Here is a 20,909-nt window from a genome sequence, read left to right on the forward strand (position 1 = left end):
TAAATTCCGACTGACGACCAACCAACGCCCGGCCTCGGGCGAACGGGCGAGCCTTGCCCAAGCATTTTTGAAGGAGATTTGCGATGATACGTATGTTCGCATTCCTTGCCGCGATCTTTGTTTCGATCGTCGCGGTGACATCGGCCACTGCGATTGCCAGCGACGGCGGCCCGATCAGCTTCCGCATCGACGCAGACCGCGGCAACGCTGGCGAGGTCAAGGCGACCTTCAGCAAGCGGGACCGCAAGCACAACGAATGGTCCACCGGCATTCCGGTGAACCAGCTGGAAGGCTTCAGCGTCGCGAGCCTCCGGTCAAGCTCAAGCCAGCCAGTGCGTTTCGCGGTAGTCCGCGATGCCGGTCGGCTGGATTGCGCCGGTACGGGCAGTCGCTCGGTGGCTTCGGGTGGCTGCACGTTCGCGGCGAGCGCGGCGTTGAGCGACTTCCTCGCGAGCCGGGGCGTCCGGCGACCGAACGAGGATGAGAGCTTCTCGATGATGGCGCTGAACGTCCGCCGCGACTTGGTCGAGGCGCTCCATGCCGCGCGCTATCCCGCCCCAACCCCCGAAGATCTCGTCGGTCTTACTGCGCTCGACGTGAACACAGCTTACATTTCGGGCTTGTCCCGCGTCGGTTACAGGCCGCCGAACCTGGAGGCGCTTCTTCAGTTCAAGGCGCTGAACGTCACGCCCGATTACATCGAGGGCTTCGTTCGCCACGGCTATGGCAACATGAACCCGGATGAGCTGGTCCAGCTCAAGGCGCTCGACATCAGCGCCGATTATGTCGCGAGCTTCCAGCGTGTCGGCTATCGCAACCTCACCGCCGATCAGCTTGTGCAGCTGAAGGCGCTTGGCGTGACTGCGGACTATGCGCAGGCCGTGCAGCGCGGGAGCGCGCAGCTGCCTTCGCCGGACAAGCTGGTCGAGCTTCGAGCGATTGGCTTCCAGCCGCGTTGACCGCTAGCCGGCGCGCGGGCTCGCCTGCCATCCGCCTCCTAGCGCGCGGAACAGGTCGATTTGCGCGTCGGCGACCTGGCCGTTGATGTCGGCCACCTGGGCCTGCGCTTCGGCGAAGGTCCGCTCTGCGTCCAGCAAGGCGAGCGAGTCGACCTGCCCCTCGCGCTGCTGCGCGCGAACGATGTTCGCAGCGATCTCCGCCTCATCGCGCGCGGCCTTCAGCGCCTCGCGGCGGCGCAGCGCGTTCGCGTAAGCCGAAAGCGCCGTTTCGGTTTCCTGCAGTGAGCGCATCACCGTTCCGTCGAACTGCGCCAACGCCTCCTGAGTGCCTGCCTCGGCACCGGCGACCCGCGCTCTTGCGCGCGCGTGATCGCTGAACGACCAGCTGATCAGCGGTCCCAGCAGGAAGCCGATGGGATTGCTGAACAGGTTGCCGAGGCTTCCCGCGCTCGAACCCACCGACCCGCCAAGGGTCACCTGCGGGTAGAGCTCCGCCGTGGCGACGCCGATGCGCGCGGTTGCGCCCGCCAGCCTGCGCTCGGCTGCGCGAACGTCGGGCCTCCGGGCGAGCAGTTGCGCGCCGTCGCCGACCGGGATCGGGTGCGCGAGGTCGAGCGAAGAGGTGCGCGCGCCCGCATTTACGGGGAGTTCGGCGGGCGCGCGGCCGGTCAGCACAGCCAACCGGAAAAGAGCGGAATCGCGTTCGGCGGCAATGGTCGGAAGCTCCGCCTGCCGCTGGTTGCGGAGCGCGGCGATGCGCGCAGTATCGAGCCGTGTAGTCTGGCCGATGTCGACCTGCTTCTTCGTCAGGCGAAGCGATTCATCGAGCAGCGAAACAATACGCTGTCCGACCGCCAGCCGCTCGGCCGCGCTCGCCGCATCGGCGTAGGCTCGCGCCGTATCGGACACGATCGCGATGCGGACGGCGTCGGCGTCCGCGTCCGCAGCTCCGACGTCGGCGCGGCCCGCTTCGACATTCCGGCGGACTCGCCCGAACAAATCGACCTCGTAGGCGACCTGAAGTCCGGCATCGAAACTCGTCGACGCGTCGGACTCCGTAACATCGCGGCCGTGGGTCACACCCGCGTTCACACCGCCCTGCGGCAGGCGATCCACCTTGATCTCACGCAGCGCAGCGCGTGCCTGGGCAAGGCGGGCGACCGCCGCACGGACGTCCGTGTTGTGAGCGAGCGCGTCGGCGATGAGGCTGTCGAGGACCGGATCGTTGTACAGCCGCCACCAATCGTCCGGCACCGGCGCGAGCGCCTGCACCGACGGATTGTTCGCGGCAACGAACGGACCGGCTGCCGTCGACGCGGTTGCGGGCCGAACATAGTCGGGTCCGCTGCTGCATGCCGCGAGGGCGAGCGCCGACACTGCGATGGTCAGTCTCTTCATCGTGAAATTCCTTATTCTGCCGGCAGCAGCGCGAGCTGCTCGTCGCCCGCCGCACCGCCGCGCCGGCGCTGGGCCAGCCGCTGACCGAGCGTGCGGCAGGCGACGTAGAAGGTCGGCGTGAAGATCAGGCCGAACGCGGTGACGCCGATCATCCCGAAGAACACTGCCGTGCCGAGCGCCTGGCGAAGCTCCCAGCCCGGACCGCTCGCGATCACCAGCGGCAGGGTGCCGAGGACGAATGCGAAGCTGGTCATCAGGATCGGACGCAACCGGGCCCGCGCCGCATCGACGGCGGCGTCGATCGGCCCGAGCCCGCGCTCTTCCGCCTGCTTGGCGAACTCGACGATCAGGATCGCATTCTTCGCGGCCAATGCGATGAGGACGATCAGGCCGATCTGCGTCAGGATGTTGTTGTCCAGCCCGCGCAGGTTCACGCCGGTCATCGCCGCCAGCAACGTCATCGGTACGATGAGGATGATCGACAGCGGAAGCAGCAGGCTTTCGAACTGCGCCGCCAGCACCAGGAAGACGAACACCACGGACAGAGCGAAGATCAGGATGGCGATATTGCCGGCCGCCTGCTGCTGGTACGCGATGCCCGTCCACTCGGTGGAGAAGCCCGCGGGCAGCTTGGCCGCCAATTTCTCCATGATGTTCATCGCCTGGCCCGTCGACGTTCCCGGCGCAGTCTCGCCGTCCACCTCGACGGCCGGGAAGAGGTTGTACCGTGTGACGCGATACGGCCCCGTCTTGTCCTGGAACGTCGCGACCGAACCGATCGGCACCATCGCACCGCTGTTCGAACGAGTCTTCAGCTGGGCGATGTCGCTCGGGTCGTCACGGTACTGCGCATCCGCCTGAGCGGTCACGCGATAGGTGCGGCCGAGCAGGTTGAAGTCGTTGACGTAGGCCGATCCGAGATAGACCTGCAGCGCCTCAAAAACCCGCTCCGGAGGAACGCCGAGCATGTCCGCCTTGGCGCGGTCGATGTCCGCCCAGATGCGCGGGGTGGCCGTGTTGTAGAGCGTGAAGACGTTCGCGAGATGCGGGTCCTGGTGCGCTTCGCCGATCAGCTGCTGGGCAGCCTGTTCGAGCGCCTGGTAGCCCTTGTCGCTGCGGTCTTGCACGATCATGCGATAGCCGCCGCCGCTGCCGATACCCTGGATGACGGGCGGCGGGATGACGAAGACGAACGCCTCGTCCATGTCGGCCAGAGCGGCGCGCATGTCGTTCTCGATGTTCTGCTCGGTGCGGTCGGTCCCGGCGCGCTCCTCGAATGGCTTGAACGTGACGTAGGCGGCGCCGGCGTTGGATGCCTGCGTTCCCGAGGCTCCGTCGAAGCCGGAGAACATCACCGCCTGGTCGACGCCGGGCACCTTGCGGAGCTTGGCGACGGCCTTCTTCAGCACCGCGTCCGTGCGCTCGATGGAGCTTCCGGGCGGGAGCTGGATTGCGGCGAGCGCGTAGCCCTGGTCCTGCGAGGGTATGAATCCGGCGGGCGTGTAGACGAAGATGCCGACGGTCAGCGCGACGAGCCCCGTGTAGATCGCAAGCGCTCGCTTCGGTGCGCGCAGGATGCGGCGCGTAAAGTTGCTGTACCAATCGCTCAGGCGATTGAAGCCGTCATTGAAGCGGTCGCCGGCGCGATGGACGAAGCCCATGATGCCGGACTCCGCGCGATGTTCGCTCTTCGGCTGCAGGAGCCGCGCGGCCAGTGCAGGCGAGAGCGTTAGCGACAGCAGCAGCGAGATGATCGTCGAAGCCGCAATGGTCACCGCGAACTGGCGGTAGAATTCGCCCGTGATCCCGGTGAGGAAAGTGACCGGCACGAACACCGCGCAGAGCACGAGGACGATCGCCACGAGCGCCGTCGAGACTTCATCCATCGACCGGTGCGCCGCTTCGCGCGGAGACATGCCGCTCTCGAGGTTTCGCTCGACATTCTCAACCACGACGATGGCGTCGTCGACGACGATGCCGATCGCCAGCACCAGGCCGAACATCGACAGCGTGTTGAGCGAATAGCCGAGCGCCAGAAGCACTGCGAACGATCCGATGAGCGACACCGGAATGGCGACGATCGGGATGATCGCTGCACGCCAACTCTGCAGGAACACGATGATCACCAGGACGACGAGCAGCATCGCTTCGAGAAGCGTTTCCTGGACGGCGGTCATTGATTCGCTGATGAACTCTGTCGGGTTCCAGATGATCCGGTACTCGAGTCCCTTCGGAAAGCTCTTCGCAGCATCCGCTAGCTGCGCCTTCACACCCTCCGCGGCCGCAAGTGCGTTCGTTCCCGGACGCTGCGTGATGCCGAGGATGATAGAGTCCGTGCCAGACAGATAGGCGTTTACGCCATAGTCGCTGGCGCCGAGCTCGACGCGCGCCACGTCGCGGAGGCGCGTGATCGCGCCGGTCGTCGGATCGGTACGGATGATGATGTTCGCGAATTCGTCGGCCGTCTTGAACCGGCCCTGCGTTTCCACGTTGAGCTGCTGCGCGGCGCCGGTGTCGTACGGCGGCTGTCCGACTACACCGGCGGCGACCTGCACGTTCTGCGAGCGCAGCGCATTAACGACTTCGCCGGCGGTCAAGCCGAGGGTCGAAGCACGGCCTGGGTCGATCCAGACGCGCATCGCATAGTCGCGGGCGCCGAAGATCTGGACGTCGCCAATACCGTCGACGCGGGTAAGCCGATCACGGATCTGGGTGAGCGCGTAGTTGGACACGTAGCCGCGATCGAGCGAGCCGTCCGGCGACAGCACGTTCACGGCCATCAGCCAGCTCGGCTGCTCCTTGCGGACGACCACGCCCTGACGGCGCACTTCTTCCGGAAGCGCCGGCTCGGCCAGCGCCACGCGGTTCTGCACGAGCACTTGAGCCGTATCGAGGTTGGTGCCGATCTTGAACGTGACGGTGATCGTTACCCGTCCGTCCCCGGTCGACTGCGACGACTGATAGAGCATGTTGTCGACGCCGTTGATCTGCTGCTCGATGGGAGCGGCGACCGTGTCCGCGACGGTCTCGGCCGAAGCACCCGGATAATTGGTGCTGACCGTCACCGTCGGCGGAACGACGTTCGGAAACTGCGAAACCGGCAGCCCGAAATAAGCGAACAGGCCGACGATCGTGATGATGATCGCGATCACGCCGGCAAAGATCGGGCGCCGGATGAAGAAGTGGCTGAACTGCATGGGAAGTGGCCTTGATTATCTGGCGGCCAGAGTCGCCTGGGAGGCGCTTGGCGTGTCGGGCGGCGGAGCCTTGGCGGCGGCCGTCTCGGCAGATTGAATTTGCGTGACGCGCGGCTTCACCTTCGCCCCTGGCATCGCGAACTGGACGCCTTGGATGATGACTTGGTCGGCGGTGGTCAGGCCCGAGCGCACGACGCGGAGGTCGCCGACGAGCGGCCCTGTTTCGACCGGCTTGGCCGAGACGGTGCCGTCCTTGCCGACGGTCAGCACAATCTTGCGCGCCTGGTCCGTGCGAATCGCCGCGTCAGGAACCAGCAGTGCAGGAGCCGTTCCGCCGTCCGCCAGGCGCATGTTTCCGAACATGCCGGGCGTCAGGAAATAGTCGGGGTTGTGCACGACGGCGCGCGCCCGGATCGTTCCCGAATTCTGACTGATGCCATTGTCGGTGAAGTCCAGCCTGCCGCGCCAATTGTACGACGCCTCGTCCTGCAACCGGATCTCGGCGACTTCGCCCGCGGCACCCGAACGACGCTCGCGGGAGTCCTTGAGGTACAGGGACTCGGGAACGTCGAAGGTGAAGTAGATCGGGTCGAGCGCGTTGATCGTGGTCAGCAGCGAACCGTTGCTGTCGCCCGAGCTCACGAGATTGCCGACATCGATGCGGCGGTCGGAAATCCGTCCGCTGATCGGCGCGCGAATCTGCGTGAACTCGACGTCAAGCGCACGCTGGCGAACGCGAGCCTGCGCCGCTGCGAGTGCCGCGCTCGCGGTCCTCACCTGCGCCGTCAGTTGATCGACGTTCGCCTGCGATACGGCATTCGCGGCCAACAGCCGCTGCGCACGGCCGAGGTTCAGCTGTGCAAGCGCCAACTCACTCTGCGCTGTCGCAACGCCGGCACGAGCTTCCGCAAGCGCCGCCGTGAATGGGCGCGGATCGATGGTGAAGAGCAGCTGGCCCTTCCGTACGATCGCGCCGTCCGTGAAGTGGATTCCCACGACCTGGCCGGACACGCGCGGGCGCACGTCGACGGTGCGGCTGGCTTCGAAGCGACCGACATAATCATCCCACAGGTTCACCTCACGCTGGAGGGGAGCCGCGACCGTCACCGAGGGGAGTGGAGGAGCAGCAGCTGGGGAGGGGTCGCTGTTCCAAAGAGTGACAGCCGCGGCAAGCACGACCAGGGGAGTTCCAAAGATTGCGGCGCGTTGCCACAGGGGACGATCCTTGATGGCAACGCGCACGCTTTGCGCGCCGCCATCCACGGGGACCTTGGTGATCATATTCATGCGGCAATCCTTCGCGGAGCGCTGAGGACCGAATTGATGCTGCCGGCCATCAGCTCATATTGGTCCGCCGTGAATCCGGCGGAGAGGAAGTCGGCGACGTCGTCGCCGGGGACGGTGAAACCGAAATGCCAGGTGAGGACCGCGATGCGGCGCAGCGCTTCCAGCTTCTCGTTGGCGAGCTGCGGATTTCCGCGTGCAAGCAGCCAGTTCCAGAGGCGGCGCAGACGTCCGGCGGCACGAATGGTCCACAATTTGTCGACACGGGCGAGGCGGATCACAGACCATTCCAGCGGCGAGAAATCCGGCTTCGCGTTGCGCGGCGTGGCCATCGCCGAAAGGACGATCGGCTGCGAATTGTGCGTTTCAATGCGCTCGAGGTAGGCCAAGTTCATTCTCCCACTTTTTCCGGACGAGCGCCGTCGTTCGCCGGAATTGGGTCCGACGCGGGCACTCTGCTCGGCACGCAAAAAGCCGTTCGACGAAGCGCTCAGCTTCGGCCGTGATCAGCTATCGATGTGTTCTAACTGGCGGGCGTCAGAACCCGCGGAAGGTACAAGCCAAGTTCAATGCCATCGTCCTTTTTTTGTTTTTGACGATCGAAGCGATGCCAGAGTCCTGATCGCACGCTTTCTGTACTGGTCAGTATAAAGTCGGGTAAGCGACGTCAACCAAAATTCTGTACCGGGTGATAAAAAAATCTGACGAGGTGATAAATTCTAAGCGCTGGGCCACAGGGCGAGGCCGCTTTCGACCAGGCTGTCGAGCTCATCGCGGTTGGCGCCCTGGCTCGCCTGGACCGAAATGCCCTGTAGCAGCGCGATCAGGACTCGCATCAATCCTTCGGGATCGACGTGTGCCGGCAGGTCGCCTTCCTCCTTGGCGCGGATGAAGCGCTCGGTCAGCGCACGCTTGCCCGCATCTCCGCGCTTCACGACTTCCTCGCGGACGGTCTGCGCCTCGGGGCCGCAAGCGACGGACGTGATGACGCCCATGCAGCCGTGCGGCTGATCGCAGCTCATGACGTTGTCGACGGATCCGCGGAGCATCACCTCGGCAACTTTGCGGGCGGTCGGCTGCTCCAGCGCCCGGCGAATGTACGCCAATTTCTCGGTCTCGTAGAGATCGAGCGCCTTGCGGAAGAGCGCGTCCTTGTTGCCGAACGCGGCGTAGAGACTCGGGCGGGTGATCCCCATCGCTTCGGTCAGGTCGTTGAGCGAAGTGCCTTCGTACCCCTTTTCCCAGAAGACGCGCAGCGCCTGCGCAAGGGCGGCATCCACGCAAAATTCGCGCGGTCGGCCGCGGCAGGCGAAGGGCGAAAGCTTATTCATATCGTTCGGTACATAATTACGACCGCAACGAATTACCAGCAGATTCGGTTTCAGTCAGAGACGAGTGGTCGCCCGAGCCGGTTTCGAAGAAATGGTGCTGCCGGTGAGGATTGAACTCACGACCTCAGCCTTACCAAGGATGCGCTCTACCACTGAGCTACGGCAGCACTGACCGGAGGAGGGCCGCCTATGGCCAAGCGGGTCCCGCGCGTCAACCCGACTTGCCGGGCATCCGCGCGCCGGACTAGTGGGCCACATGACCGACAAGGACAAGGCTCGCGAGGAACGGCTCGCCGCCGCGCTGCGCGAGAACCTGCGGCGCCGCAAAGCGCAGTCGCGGGAGCTGGCGGACGAGCCGCCGAAGCCGGAGGGTTCACCTAAAGGCTGACGAGAGCCTGCCTTTCCGACGGAGCGCAACGCCAATCAGGCCGAAACCCATCAACATCGAGACCCAGGTTGCCGGCTCGGGTACCGCGGCGCTGTTCCGGAAGACGAAATTGAAGGTCGAGCCCTCGGCTCCAACTTCGTACGATTCCAACTGCGTCGGCGCTAAGTTCGGGTCGAACAGCGCGCTCGAGAAGTTCAGGCCCGCCAGGTTGAACCCGATGTCGGTGCAGATCCCGCTGCAGGTCAGCTCAAGTCCAAAGTCGCCCAGCGCCCCCGACCCCGAAAGGTCCGAGAACCGCACATAGGCGTCGCCGAAGAAGGGGGAATAGAAGCCAAGATCTCCCGTTCCTGGTCCAGGAACCTGCGGTGGACCACCGGTGATCAGGAACGCCATGCCGAAATCGAAGATCGACGCCTGGTCGACCGGATCGAGTGGCGTGGACGTCTGCTGGTCATTGCTCAGATGGACGGAGCCGTCGATGAACTGCTCCTTCAGCACAGTCGCGAACAGATAATCAGTGGGAGAGTTCGTGAAGGTCAGGCCGACCGGAACGGTTGGTGGATCGTTCACTCCGCCAAGGCAGCATGGCCCAAGGGTGACCGTGACGTCGGACTGCAGGCCGGAACCGTAATTGACATCGAAGGGGAGAACGATGGCATCTCCATCCTCCGCGTCTGTCGAGATCTCGTAAGTGGTCCCGTACTGGTTGCCGTCGATCACCGTCCTTCGGGCTTCCCCAGCCGTCGGCAGGCAGCAGGTGAAGACCGCGGCAAGCAGCAACCGTCGAGTTTGCGCGAACGTGGTGCCAGGCATCGGGAGCCCCCTTAACGCACTGAGTCGCAACGGAGTCTGTACGCCCGGCCTTTATCAAAATTGACGATGTAACGCTAGCTTGTCCGGCCCGTTCAGATTGGCGCGCAGGCCTCTTCGAGCCAGGCGAGATCGTCGCCCGTCAGGCGCGGCCCGATCTTCTCCACCACCTGGGCATGATAGTCGTTGAGCCACGCGAGTTCTTCGGGGCTCAGCGTCTCCTTGGCGATCAAGCGGCGCTCGATCGGCGCGAACGTCAGCGTCTCGAACCCGAGCGTCTCCTTCTCCGCGCCAACGACCGGATGATCGACGACGAGGACGAGGTTCTCGATGCGGATGCCGTACTCGCCGGTCTTGTAGTAGCCCGGCTCGTTCGAAAGGATCATGCCTTGGCGCAGCGGCTCGTCTCCGCCCGATTGAGCGCTGCCGACGGGCGAAATGCGCTGCGGACCTTCGTGAACCGAGAGGAAGCTGCCGACGCCGTGTCCGGTGCCGTGGGCATAGTCGAGACCCGCTTCCCACAGCGGCCGGCGAGCGAAGCTGTCGAGCTGGCTGCCGCGCGTACCCTTCGGGAAGATCGCGGTCGCCACCGCGATGTGGCCCTTGAGTACTCGGGTGAAGCGATCGCGCATTTCCGCGGTCGGCTCGCCGATGACGACCGTCCGCGTGATGTCGGTGGTCCCATCGAGATACTGGCCGCCTGAGTCGATCAAATAGATCGAGTTCATCTCGAGCTTGCGGTTGGTCTTCTCGCTGGAGCGGTAGTGGACGATCGCCCCGTTCGGGCCAGCGCCCGAAATGCTGTCGAACGACAAATCGCGCAGTTCCGGATCTTCGCGGCGAAGCGCCTCAAGATGGTCGGACGCCTTAAGCTCATCGACGTCGCCCTTCGGAGCCTCTTCCTCGACCCAGCGAAGAAAGCGCGAGATGGCCGCACCGTCGCGCTCCTGCGCCGACTTCTGCCCTGCAATTTCGACCGGGTTCTTGATCGCCTTGGCGAGGATGGTCGGATCGCGGACCGGAATGATCTTCGCGCCCGCGCGATCGAGCGCTTCGAAGATTGCCGCGACAGCGCGTTCCGGATCGACAGCGACAGTCCGGCCCCGGAGCTCGCCGAGAGCGGACTCGAACGCGTTGCGATCATGAAGGCGAACGCCATTGCCGAGGTGCTGCTGGACCTCAGCGCTGATCTTCTCCGGGTTGACGTAGAGGTCGGCGGTGCCGTCCGAACGGACGAGGGCGAACGCCAATGCAACCGGCGTCCGAGCGACGTCCTCGCCGCGCACGTTGAACGCCCACGCAATCGAGTCGAGCGCGGACAGGACCGCGGCATCCGCGCCCTGCTTCTCCAGCCAGTCGGCGATTTCATGCCGCTTATCGGCGGAGGAGCGGCCGGTGTACTTTTCCGGATGCGCCGCGAGGTGCGCCTTCGACGCCTCGGGCCGATCCGACCAAACCTTGTCGATCGGGTTCTGCTCGACGGCCACCAATTCGGCACCGCGAGCCGCGAGCGCCTCCGTCGCCTTCTTCACCCAGTCGCGGCTGTGCAGCCACGGGTCGTAGCCGATGCGCGCACCCTCGGGCGCGTGCTCCGTCAGCCAGTCGGCGACGCTCGTCTCGGGCACTGACTGGTACGACCAGTCCTTGCCGTCGACCTGTTGGCGAACTTGGAGCGTGTAGCGCCCGTCGACGAAGATCGCGGCTTCCTGCGGCAGCACGACCGCCGAACCCGCCGAGCCTTCGAAGCCCGTCAGCCAGGCGAGGCGCTGAGCATAGCTGCCCACATACTCGCTCATATGTTCGTCGGTGAGCGGGACGACGAAGCCGTCGAGCTTGTCGGCCTTGAGTTGCTCGCGAAGCGCCTTCAGGCGGTCTGCATAACTGGACATCGGCGCTACCTAAGCCTCTGCGCCAACCTCAACAAGCTTTGCGGCCGCGCCCTTAGAGCAGGAAGTCGGACGCTACCAGGTTCGTCGCGGGATCGATGCAAATGACGAAGTCCGCGACTCCGTCGCCGTTCACGTCGCCCGAGACGTATGTGTGGCCCGCATTTTGGTAGCTACGGAGTTCGCCAACGTGGTTCGAAAAGGCGGCAGTCCCGATGAACGTGAATGCCTGATCGCCCGCGACCGACGTATTCGCGTCGATGGCCTTCAGCGAGATATGGTCCTTCTGCGAATGCGAGAAGTCGAGGATGTTGTCCATCGACGAAGCGGTGCTGTCGCCGATGCTCGTGTAGATGAAATCATCCTGGCCGGCACCTCCGGTCAGCTGGTCCGCGCCAGCGCCGCCGGTTAGCGAGTCGTTCCCATCGCCGCCATTGACAATGTCGGCGCCCGCATTGCCCAAGAGCGTGTCAGCGCCGGCAAGGCCGTTGATCGTGTCCTCTGCGACACTTCCTGTCAGAGTGTCCGCCTTGGCCGTGCCGTTGAGCGTCAGGCCGTCGCGAATGTTGGCGATGGACACCGAGAGGCTCTGGCTATCCACCAGCGAGCCATCCGATGACGTCACAACGACCTGATAGATATTGTCGGCATTCGCGTCGTTTGGCGCTTCGTAATTCGGCGCACTGACGAAGCGGAGCTCGCCCGTCGCCGAGTTGATCGTGAAGCGGCCCGCGTCCACCCCTCCGCTGATGGCGTATGTCTGTCCGCCTTCCGGATCGGTGGCGACCACGCTGGTGACGAGCGTGCCGTTCTCATTGACCGTGAGCGAGGCGGACGAACCACCGCCATTGGAGGTGATGACCGGCGCCTCGTTGACGTTCCCGACTTGCACGCCGACGGCCTGCGTTGTGCTCAGCGACCCGTCGCTGGCCCGAATCAGTAGGTCGTAGACATTGTTGCCGTCGGCGTCGGCCGCGGCTTCGAAGTTCGGGGCCGCAATGAAGGACAGCGCGCCGGTCTGCGCGTTTATGGCGAAGCGCTCGGCGTCGGCCCCGCCAGCGATGGAGTAAGTTACCGCATCGCCATCCACGTCCGTCGCATGGACCTGGCCGACCGCCGTGCTGTTTTCCGCGACCGCGAAGTTCGCACCCGACGTGAAAGTCGTGCCCTCGTTCACATTGCCGACCTGGACAGCGATGGCCTGGGTCGCGCTGAGCGAGCCGTCGCTGGCGCGGACAAGGAGGTCGTAGACGTTATTGCCGCCGGCATCCTGCGGGGCCTCGAAGTTGGGCGCGGTGACGAAGGACAGCGCACCGGTCTGCGCATTGATGATGAAGCGCGAGGCGTCGGCGCCGCCGACGATGGAGTAGCTCACGGCGTCGCCGTCGACGTCGGCGGCCTGTACGCTGCCCACGAACGTGCCGTTCTCCGCGATTGCGAAGCTGGATCCGGACGTGATCGACACGCCTTCATTCACGTTCGAGACGGTGATCTGGACGGCCTGGAACGCGCTGAGCTGCCCGTCGGAGGCGCTTACCATCACGTTGTAGAAATTGTCCTGACCCTCATCGCCCGGCGCTTCGAAGTCCGGAGTACTAACGAAGCTAAGCTTGCCGGTATTCGCGTCGATGGTGAAGAGCGTCGCGTCGGCGCCGCCGCTTATGGAATAGACCAGTACGTCATTGTCCGGATCGGAGCCGGCAATCGTGGCGACTGCAGCCGTGCCCTCGGGAAGGTTCAGCGCGAGGCTGGTGCCGCCGGCGATGAGCGGCCGGTCGTTGACGTTGCCAACGGCCACGGAGATCGCCTGGCTATCGCTTCCGCTGGCCGTGCTGGCCGTCACGACGACGTCGTAGACATTGTCCCCGTTCGCATCCGCCGCCGACTCATAATCCGGCGCTTGCACGAACCGCAGGTCTCCCGTCTGGGCGTCGATGCTGAAGAAAGCGGCATCTGCGCCGCCGGCGATCCCGTAGCTGATTGCGGCGGCCTCGGGGTCCGTTGCCGCGACCTGCGTTACGTCGAGGCTGCCTTCTGCGACCGTCGTCGAGGCGGCATTGCCACCGCCGTTGGAGGTGATGACGACCGGCTCGTCGACGTTCCCGACAGCAATGGCGAGCGCCTGGGCATCGGTGCTCGAACCATCGCTCGCGCTGACGACGACGTCATAGACGTTGTTCGCATCGGCATCCGACGCGTTTTCGAAATTGGGCGCCTGCAGGAAACTGAGCTGTCCGGACTGCGGGTCGATCGTGAAAGCCCCAGCGTCGGCACCTCCGGCAATCAAATAGGTGATGGTGGCGCCTTCGGGATCGCTGGCGGCGATCTGGGCCGCGATCGTGCTGTTTTCATCGACAGAGAGCGAAGCCGTACCGCCACCGCCGCTCGAGGTGATCGTCACGGGTTCGTTGACGTCCCAGATGTTGAGCGTGACGTGCAGCACGTCGCTGTGGACGCCGTCGCTCGCGACCACGTCGAAGACATAGCTGTTCGTGCCTTGAGCACTACCGGGCGCTTCGTAATCGGGCGCGGTCCGGAACTGGACCGACCCGCTGGACGGATTGATCGTAAAGCTCGCCGCATCCTCGCCGGCCAGGCTGAAGACGACCGTATCGCCGTCGGGGTCGGTCGCCTGGAACGAGAGGAAGGATGTGCCTCCCTCGGCCATGCCTGAAGAGATGGAATCGCTCTGCCAAAATCCGATAACCGGTGCGCTGTCGTTGCTGTTGCCGACTGTCACCGTCAGCGTTTGCGTATCAGACGCGGACCCGTCCGAAGCAGCAACGATCACTTGATAGACATTGTCATGATCGGCGTCGGCAGGAGCCTCATGGTCCGGCGCAGCCGCGAACGACAGTTCGCCTGTGGTCGAGTTGATGACAAAGCTGTTGGCGTCGGTTCCGCCGACAATAGTATAGCTGATGGTGGGAGAGTTCGCGTCTGAGGCCGCCACGGTCGTCACGGCAGGGTTATTCTCGTCGACGGACAGCGATGCGATGTCGCCACCACCGTTGGAGGTGATGACCGGCGGCTGGTTCGCGACGGCCACTGAGACCCGCAGCGTTTGCGTATCGGCCAGTTCGCCGTCGCTGGCACGCACGATCACTTCGTAGACGTTGTCGCCGTTGCTGTCGGTTGGGCTTCCTGCTTGCGGAGCCGAGTTGAACACGAGGGCGCCGCTCGTGGGATTGATCGCGAATTGCGCTGCGTCTGCGCCGCCAACGATGGCGTATTGCAGGGCTTGGCCGCCCCCCGCGTCGATCGCGTGAACGGCCGTCACCGTCGTCTGGCCTTCGGTTGCCGAAACGGCCGCTGAGTCGCCTCCGCCGTTGGAATCGATAACAGGCGCGACGTTGGCCTTTAGAAACTGCGCCTCGATCGTGACGGCGCCGAAAGAAGCCGGCTCATTGGCCCAGGTTGCCAGGACACGGCCGTCAGCGAGTGTCGTCAGCGACGGGACGGTCTGATAGCCGGAGCCCAGGGTGTTCACCAGGAACTCGCCGCCGACTTTTGCGCCGGTCGAGCTGAATACCTGGGCCTTGATCGCCGCTAGACTTCCATCACCCGAGAGAATGTCGTCATCTGTTCGCCACGCGACGATGAACCCCCCGTCCGGCGTTCCGGTCACGCTGGGCTGCCACTGTTGGGCATAGGTCTGCGTGTTGACGCGGAACTCCGTGCCGACCTTGGTTCCGGCGGCGCTGAAGATCTGCGCCATCACGGCAAGGTCGGAGTCGCCGCTTACACCCGCCGACGTCCAGGTGACGACGAAACCGCCGCCAGACAGCGCGGTTACGGATGATCCGCTCTGCGCGCTGCTCGAAGAGGTGTGGACCTGGATATCGGTGGTGAGCGCCGTTCCGGTGGAACTGAAGAGCCGCGCCCGGATGTCGCCGCCATTGGCGGAATCCGTCCAGGTCACGAGAAAGTTGCCATTCGACAATGTCGTTACGTCGGAGGCCGATTGGGCGCCCGTCGTGGTGTTGTTGACGCGGAACTCCGTGCCGACCTTGGTTCCGGTGGCGCTGAAGATCTGCGCCTTGATGTCGTCGTCACCCGAAGCGCTGCTTGTCCAGGTAGCGACAAATCCACCGGTCGAAAGCGCAGTCAGTTCGGGGGAGGCTTGCGAACTTGTGGTCAGCGTGTCGACGAGGAACTCGCCTCCGACGGCTGCGCCTGACGCATCGTAGAGCTGTGCCTTGACGGCGTTGCCGCTTCCGTCAGCCGCGGTGTCGAACGTTGTCCAGGAAATGACGAAGCCGCCCCCGGACAAAGCCGTGACGGAGGGTTGGTACTGGGTATCGAGCGTTGCGGAGTTGACCAGGAACTCAGTGCCGATCTTCTCGCCGGTCGCGCTGAACAGCTGCGCCTTGATCGCGCTCCCGCTGCCATCCTGTGGATCCAGGTTGGAGGACCAAGCGACGATGAAACGCCCGTCGGCGAGCGTCGTCACCGTGGGCGCAATCTGGCCGCCTTGCGTGAAGCCCCCTGACATCGGTGTAACGATCGAATTGGTGTTGACGGTGAACTCGGCGCCGTCCGTGAAATATGTCGTCATTTCCGCCCCCTACGGGACGCACGCAAACGAACCGGCGAGCACCCCTGCAAAGACCTATTTAGCATGGATTAACAGGAATATAATGCGATTTTTGTGTGATCTTCCCCGTCAGGCCCCGCCCGCGAACGTCCTATTCCTGTAGGCAGTAGGCACGCTAAGAGCGTAGCATGGACAAGCCCACCGACATTGCAGGACCACCCGTCGCCGAGCAGCGGCCTTACAGTTACGAACGCCATGGTGTGACGATCGACGATCCGTGGCACTGGATTCGCGACCAGGGCTATCCGCAGGTCACCGACAAGGATGTTCTCGCCTACCTGACTGCAGAGAACGACTATTTCGAGCAGTGGGCCGAAGGGCACCGCGCGCTGCTCGACGAATTGTTCGAGGAGATGAAAGGGCGGATCAAGGAGGACGAGTCCTCGGTCCCGATCCGCGATGGCGACTGGCTCTACTGGTGGGCGTTCAAGCCGGGCGCGCAGTACCGCACCTGGTATCGCAAGAAGTTCGCCGGTGGCGAGGACGAGATTATCTTCGACGAGCCGCTGGAGGCCGAGAGGAAGGAATATTTCCGCCTGGGCGCGATGGACGTCAGCCCGGACGGCAAGCTCGCCGCGATCCTCGTCGACGACAGCGGAGCCGAGCGCTTCACCCTGCGCATCCGCGACCTCGCGACGGGCAAGGACATCGAGACCGTCACCGACGTGGCGATCGGGCAGCCGGTTTGGACGAGCGGCTCCGACGGCGTCGTCTTCAACGAGGTCAACGAGAACTGGCGCAGCTATCGCGCGCGTTTCCACCGCCTCGGGACACCGACCGAGCAGGACGTCACCCTGTACGAGGAGACCGAGGCGCTCGGCTTCACCGTCGGCGTCGGCAAGTCGCAGGACCGCAGCCTTATCTTCATCGCGACGGGCGACAATGCCACGAGCGAAGTCCGCTTCGTTTCCGCCGACGACCCGACGCAGCCGCTGACCCTGATCTCGCGCCGCAAGGAGAAGCGCCAATACGAGGCCGACGCCGCGCACGGGAAGCTGTGGATCCTCACAAACGACGACCATGTGAACTTCCGCCTGGCCGAGGCCGATCCGGCCAATCCCGAAGAATGGCGGACGGTCATTTCCGGATCGGACCGCGTCTATCTGCGTCACGTCACGTCGTACCGCGATCACCTTGCGATCCAGCAGCGGGTGGACGGCCTCGATCAGCTGATCTTGCGCACGTACCAAGGCGACGAGCGCCGCATCCCGTTCGCGGAGGCCAGCTACAGCACGGCCTTCCTCGGCAATCCGGAATTCGCTCCTGAAGCTTATCGCCTGGCCTATTCTTCACTCGTCACGCCGGCGACGATCTACGACTATCACCCCGAGGACGACCGGCTGGAGGTTCTCAAGGTCCAGGAGATCCCGTCGGGCTACGACCCGTCGAAATATGAGACCGAGCGCCTGATGGTCGATGGCCGCGATGGAGTGAAGATCCCGGTCTCCGTCGTCTATCCAAAGGGCTTCGTAAAGGACGGAAGCGGGAAGCTCTTCCTCTACGCGTACGGCGCGTACGGATACGCCGTCCCGCCAGCGTTCAACACCAACCGCATCAGCCTGCTCGATCGCGGCTGGGCCTATGCGATCGCCCACATCCGCGGCGGCGACGACCTCGGCTACCAGTGGTTCCTGGACGGCAAGCTCGAGAAGCGGACGAACACGTTCAGCGACTTCGTCGACGTGGCCAAGGGACTGATCGCGGAGGGCTTCACCCACAAGGGCGGCATCGGCATAAACGGCGGCTCGGCCGGCGGCGAGCTGATGGGCGCGGTGGTCAATTCCGATCCTGATCTATGGGGGGCGGTGGTGGCCGACGTGCCCTTCGTCGACGTGCTCAATACGATGCTGGACGACACCCTTCCGCTCACGCCCGGCGAGTGGCCGGAGTGGGGCAACCCGATCACCGACAAGGCGGCGTTCGACACGATCCGCGGCTATTCGCCCTACGACAATGTGAAGCCTCAGGCCTATCCGCCGATGCTGATCACCGGCGGCCTGACCGACCCGCGCGTCACCTATTGGGAACCCGCCAAGTGGGCCGCGAAGCTCCGCGCGACGAAGACCGACAACAACCTGCTCCTCCTCAAAATCAACATGGGCGCAGGCCATGGCGGCAAATCCGGACGCTGGGAGCGGCTGCATGAGGTCGCGGAGACCTACGGCTTCGTTCTGACGCAGGTCGACGGCGAGTGATCCGTCGCCTGCTGCTGATGCTGGCGCTGCTCGCCGCAACGCCGGCCGCCGCGCAGCAGGCCCAGGTCAATGTGACGCGCACCGGCGATGCCTTCGTCGCCGAGTTCGACCTTCCGCGTGCCTCTCCGGCCTGGGGCTTCTTTCGCTCCTCGCCTGCGAGAGACAAGCAGTCGTGGCGCTTGCAAAGCTGGCAGGTCCTGACGCCCGGCGTCGCGCTTCAGCGGTGCGGCAACTTCGATGCCCTGGTCGGCGTGAACGGGCGGCCCATCCCACCGAAGGTGCGGGTGCGCGTGACGCCTTTCACGGGCGAACTGCTGGCCGACTATGTGCCAGCGTTACGTCTGGGCGGAGACAGCGTCGCCATCTTTGATGGGCATTTCGCGGTCTTTTCCGTCAACCGCGTGACGGTTTTCGATCGGCTTGCCGGGAGGCCGCCTCCGGGCAGCGTCATCGACACTGGGACCCGTGTCCGTTTTCGCGGGACCAACCTGCGGCTCGCTGGCGACGTCGACGGCTACCGCCGGGGCGACAGCGAAGGCACCTACGGACTCTACGACGTGCCCAGGCCGGTCGTGCGAATGGGTATAGCGACCGTGCTCGACACCGACCTGCCGCAGTGGATCGCCGCCGACCTCGCTTCGTACACGCCGCGCGCGATCGAAGTCCTGTCGGCGGGGCTTGGACCCTCTGGCGTGGCGGAGCCCACGATCCTCGCGGCGTGGGAAGGTGCGAACCGCGAGGGCGCCAGCATGAACGGAGGCACGCTGAAGGGTCTGATCCTCATGCGCTTCGAAGGCCGGGCGGCGCTGAAGCCGGTCCCCGCGCTGACCGACTTGGCGCACTGGTTCATCGCGCACGAGGCGTCGCACTTCTGGCTGGGACAGAGCGTCCATTACGGATCGCAGCGCGACAGCTGGATCATGGAAGGCGGCGCCGACCTGCTGGCCGTGCGGACCGTCCAAAGCCTCAACCCTGCGTTCGACGGTCGCGCCAAGCTCAACGAAGCCATCCGCGACTGCTCCGATCTGGCCTTCCAGCCGGTTGCGACAGCAATCGACCGCAACCAGGTGCGGGCGAACTATGCTTGCGGCCTCGTCTTCGCCTTGGTCGCGGAAAGAGCGAGCCGCGGCGACTTCTATTCGTTCGTTCGCGCGCTCGTCGCCGCGAACCTCGCCGATCAAGAGGTAACGACAGCTGACTGGCTCGCGGCGTTCGAGCGCGCGGGCGGCTCGCGCGCACAGAGCAACCAGATCCGCGTTCTCGTTGAACGTGGATCGGCGTCACCGAAGCAAGCGATCGCGAAGTTGCTGCGTGACGCGGGCACTCCGTTCGCACTCAACAGGGAAGGGGTGCCGCAACTGCAATGACGCATTCGGTCTTCGAAATGGCGCTCGCGGCCGCGCCCGAGCACATCGACGAGCTTGGGCATGTCAACAATGCCGTCTGGGTCCAATGGATTCAGCAAGTCGCGATCGCGCATTGGGAGAAGGTCGCCGACCCGGCGCACAAGAGCGCCTACTTCTGGGTCGTGACCCGGCATGAGATCGACTATCTGCGCCCGGCAGTCGAAGGCGACGTGGTCACCGCGCGGACCTGGGTCGGCGAACCCAAGGGCGCACGATCCGATCGTTATATGGAATTCATCGGTCCCGGTGGTCAGGTCTGCGTGCGCTCGAAGACGAGCTGGGCCATCGTCGATAGTGCGAAGGGACGTCCGGTGCGCGTTCCAGCCGAGGTGATCGCGCCCTTTTTCGACGCCTAGAAGCCGTTCATTGCGTCCTTCAGCGCCTGCTGGTCGGCGGGCGTGATCGGCGACCCGGTGATATCTGTCGCATTCTCTGCGGCATTGCCTTCGACCTGGTCCGGAGCAACGACTTCGATAGCGAACCAGATAATACCCGCGGCCCAGACGAGCGCCATCCAGCGGCTCCTGAAGATCGAGCTGTGCTTGATCGGGATCATGCCCCCATCATGACCCAAAATCCGTTAAGCGCTCGTTTCGCGGCATGCTGCCGACAGCCGCAAACGGCCCGGCGCTTGCTCTCTTTTCCGGACCGTGCATCCACTGTCAGAAGTCGAGCGTTCGACTGTCCGAGTCGTGGGTGAACGGATTGGCCAAGCATAACGACATTGCTCCTTTCGAGCGTCGGGAAGCGCGCAGATGGACGCGGGTCACCGACTATGTCGTCGACGTCGATCCGCACGTCCGGGAAAGCTTCGAACCTAGCTTCGGTCGGCCTCGCCAATCGCGCGCGGACCTGCGGCGCGCATCGGCCAAGAAGGTCAGCCGGAAAAGCCTGTGGCTCCCCGTCGCGGCCTTGGCATTGGCCGCGGCTCTGAGCGCCTGGGGAAGCGGACTAATGGACCGGTCGGCACGGATGCGTCAGGCGGCGGACGCGACGACGACCCGTGGACTGGTCTTCGGAATGTGCAGCGACGGCGGCCTGACCAATTGCGTCGCGAGCGGCGACAGCTTCTACCTCGGCGGCAGGACGGTTCGCATCGCCGCGATCGAAGCGCCCCAACTCTACGGTGCCGCCTGTCCGCGCGAAGCGCAGCTAGGCCGGCAATCGGCCCTGAAGCTCCAGACGCTTCTTAATTCCGGCGAGCTTCAGATGACGAAGCCCGGCCAGGATCTCGATCGCTATGGCCTGCTGCTTCGCAACGTGACGGTGAACGGCAAGGATGTCGGCCAAGCCATGACGGACGCCCGTCTTGCCCGCGAGATCGGAGACATGACCCGCAGCTGGTGCTGACCGGTTCGCCGGGCGCTTCAGGAACCCGTTCGAATCGAAACGTTTCTCGCGGCGCGGAGCGACGCGTTGGTGAGTCTCGCGCTCGGCTCCGAGTCTCGGTGAAGGAGC

Annotated in this window: 15 protein-coding genes and 1 tRNA gene; 6 read left to right on the forward strand and 10 right to left on the reverse strand. The window is 64.6% G+C overall.

All coding sequences use genetic code 11. The annotated features are described in order from the left end of the window. Nucleotides 1-83: 83 nt before the first annotated feature. The gene (locus tag LZ016_RS14005) at nucleotides 84-959 is read left to right on the forward strand and encodes a hypothetical protein (protein ID WP_241448071.1); all 876 of its coding nucleotides are present in this window, start codon (nucleotides 84-86) and stop codon (nucleotides 957-959) included. A 3-nt stretch (nucleotides 960-962) separates the two neighbouring features. Here the strand turns inward: LZ016_RS14005 and LZ016_RS14010 are convergent, their stop codons facing one another. The 6 genes from LZ016_RS14010 to LZ016_RS14035 form a co-directional block, all read right to left on the reverse strand. Next, entirely contained in the window at nucleotides 963-2,357 is a 1,395-nt protein-coding gene (locus tag LZ016_RS14010; protein ID WP_241448072.1) for an efflux transporter outer membrane subunit, read from the reverse strand. Nucleotides 2,358-2,368: 11 nt separating this feature from the next. Continuing rightward, complete coding sequence (locus LZ016_RS14015; protein ID WP_241448073.1) at nucleotides 2,369-5,554, reverse strand: efflux RND transporter permease subunit; 3,186 nt, start codon at nucleotides 5,552-5,554, stop codon at nucleotides 2,369-2,371. A 15-nt stretch (nucleotides 5,555-5,569) separates the two neighbouring features. After that, on the reverse strand, nucleotides 5,570-6,841 hold the full coding sequence (locus LZ016_RS14020; protein WP_241448074.1) for an efflux RND transporter periplasmic adaptor subunit: 1,272 nt from the start codon (nucleotides 6,839-6,841) through the stop codon (nucleotides 5,570-5,572). Beyond that, nucleotides 6,838-7,233, reverse strand: coding sequence for a hypothetical protein (locus LZ016_RS14025; protein ID WP_241448075.1), 396 nt, complete (start codon nucleotides 7,231-7,233; stop codon nucleotides 6,838-6,840). Before LZ016_RS14025 ends, LZ016_RS14020 begins: the two co-directional genes overlap by 4 nt. 324 nt (nucleotides 7,234-7,557) lie before the next feature. Continuing rightward, entirely contained in the window at nucleotides 7,558-8,169 is a 612-nt protein-coding gene (locus LZ016_RS14030) for a TetR/AcrR family transcriptional regulator (protein ID WP_241448076.1), read from the reverse strand. 92 nt (nucleotides 8,170-8,261) lie between these two features. Next, nucleotides 8,262-8,336, reverse strand: a tRNA-Thr gene (locus tag LZ016_RS14035). A gap of 89 nt (nucleotides 8,337-8,425) precedes the next feature. On the opposite strand from LZ016_RS14035, the gene LZ016_RS15580 reads away from it, so the two are divergent. Continuing rightward, on the forward strand, nucleotides 8,426-8,557 hold the full coding sequence (locus LZ016_RS15580; protein ID WP_277622780.1) for a hypothetical protein: 132 nt from the start codon (nucleotides 8,426-8,428) through the stop codon (nucleotides 8,555-8,557). Here LZ016_RS15580 and LZ016_RS14040 read toward each other — a convergent pair. The 3 genes from LZ016_RS14040 to LZ016_RS14050 all read right to left on the reverse strand — a co-directional run bounded on the left by LZ016_RS14040 (nucleotide 8,543) and on the right by LZ016_RS14050 (nucleotide 15,811). After that, entirely contained in the window at nucleotides 8,543-9,370 is an 828-nt protein-coding gene (locus LZ016_RS14040) for a PEPxxWA-CTERM sorting domain-containing protein (RefSeq protein WP_241448077.1), read from the reverse strand. The two genes, LZ016_RS15580 and LZ016_RS14040, sit on opposite strands and share 15 nt — an antisense overlap. Before the next feature lie 92 nt (nucleotides 9,371-9,462). Beyond that, a complete protein-coding gene (locus LZ016_RS14045; RefSeq protein ID WP_241448078.1) occupies nucleotides 9,463-11,256 on the reverse strand; it encodes an aminopeptidase P family protein in 1,794 nt (597 codons plus the stop codon). A gap of 52 nt (nucleotides 11,257-11,308) precedes the next feature. Next, nucleotides 11,309-15,811, reverse strand: coding sequence for a cadherin domain-containing protein (locus LZ016_RS14050; RefSeq protein WP_241448079.1), 4,503 nt, complete (start codon nucleotides 15,809-15,811; stop codon nucleotides 11,309-11,311). A gap of 167 nt (nucleotides 15,812-15,978) precedes the next feature. Between LZ016_RS14050 and LZ016_RS14055 the strand changes: the two genes are divergently transcribed. Genes LZ016_RS14055 through LZ016_RS14065 form a run of 3 tightly spaced genes read left to right on the forward strand, consistent with a single transcriptional unit; the run spans nucleotide 15,979 to nucleotide 19,807 of the window. After that, nucleotides 15,979-18,045: a S9 family peptidase gene (locus tag LZ016_RS14055; protein ID WP_241448080.1), complete on the forward strand. Its 2,067-nt coding sequence runs from the start codon at nucleotides 15,979-15,981 to the stop codon at nucleotides 18,043-18,045. Continuing rightward, nucleotides 18,042-19,412 carry a M1 aminopeptidase family protein gene (locus LZ016_RS14060; protein WP_241448081.1) on the forward strand — a complete coding sequence of 457 codons (1,371 nt, stop codon included), beginning with the start codon at nucleotides 18,042-18,044 and terminating at the stop codon, nucleotides 19,410-19,412. The genes LZ016_RS14055 and LZ016_RS14060 overlap by 4 nt, the downstream gene beginning before the upstream one ends. Continuing rightward, a complete protein-coding gene (locus LZ016_RS14065; protein WP_241448082.1) occupies nucleotides 19,409-19,807 on the forward strand; it encodes an acyl-CoA thioesterase in 399 nt (132 codons plus the stop codon). The genes LZ016_RS14060 and LZ016_RS14065 overlap by 4 nt, the downstream gene beginning before the upstream one ends. On the opposite strand, the gene LZ016_RS14070 is transcribed toward LZ016_RS14065, so the two are convergent. After that, entirely contained in the window at nucleotides 19,804-20,007 is a 204-nt protein-coding gene (locus tag LZ016_RS14070; protein ID WP_241448083.1) for a hypothetical protein, read from the reverse strand. The genes LZ016_RS14065 and LZ016_RS14070 overlap by 4 nt on opposite strands. A 149-nt stretch (nucleotides 20,008-20,156) precedes the next feature. Between LZ016_RS14070 and LZ016_RS14075 the strand changes: the two genes are divergently transcribed. Beyond that, the gene (locus tag LZ016_RS14075) at nucleotides 20,157-20,801 is read left to right on the forward strand and encodes a thermonuclease family protein (RefSeq protein ID WP_241448084.1); all 645 of its coding nucleotides are present in this window, start codon (nucleotides 20,157-20,159) and stop codon (nucleotides 20,799-20,801) included. The last annotated feature ends 108 nt before the right edge of the window (nucleotides 20,802-20,909 follow it).

Source organism: Sphingomonas telluris (genome assembly GCF_022568775.1).
GTDB lineage: Bacteria > Pseudomonadota > Alphaproteobacteria > Sphingomonadales > Sphingomonadaceae > Sphingomicrobium > Sphingomicrobium telluris.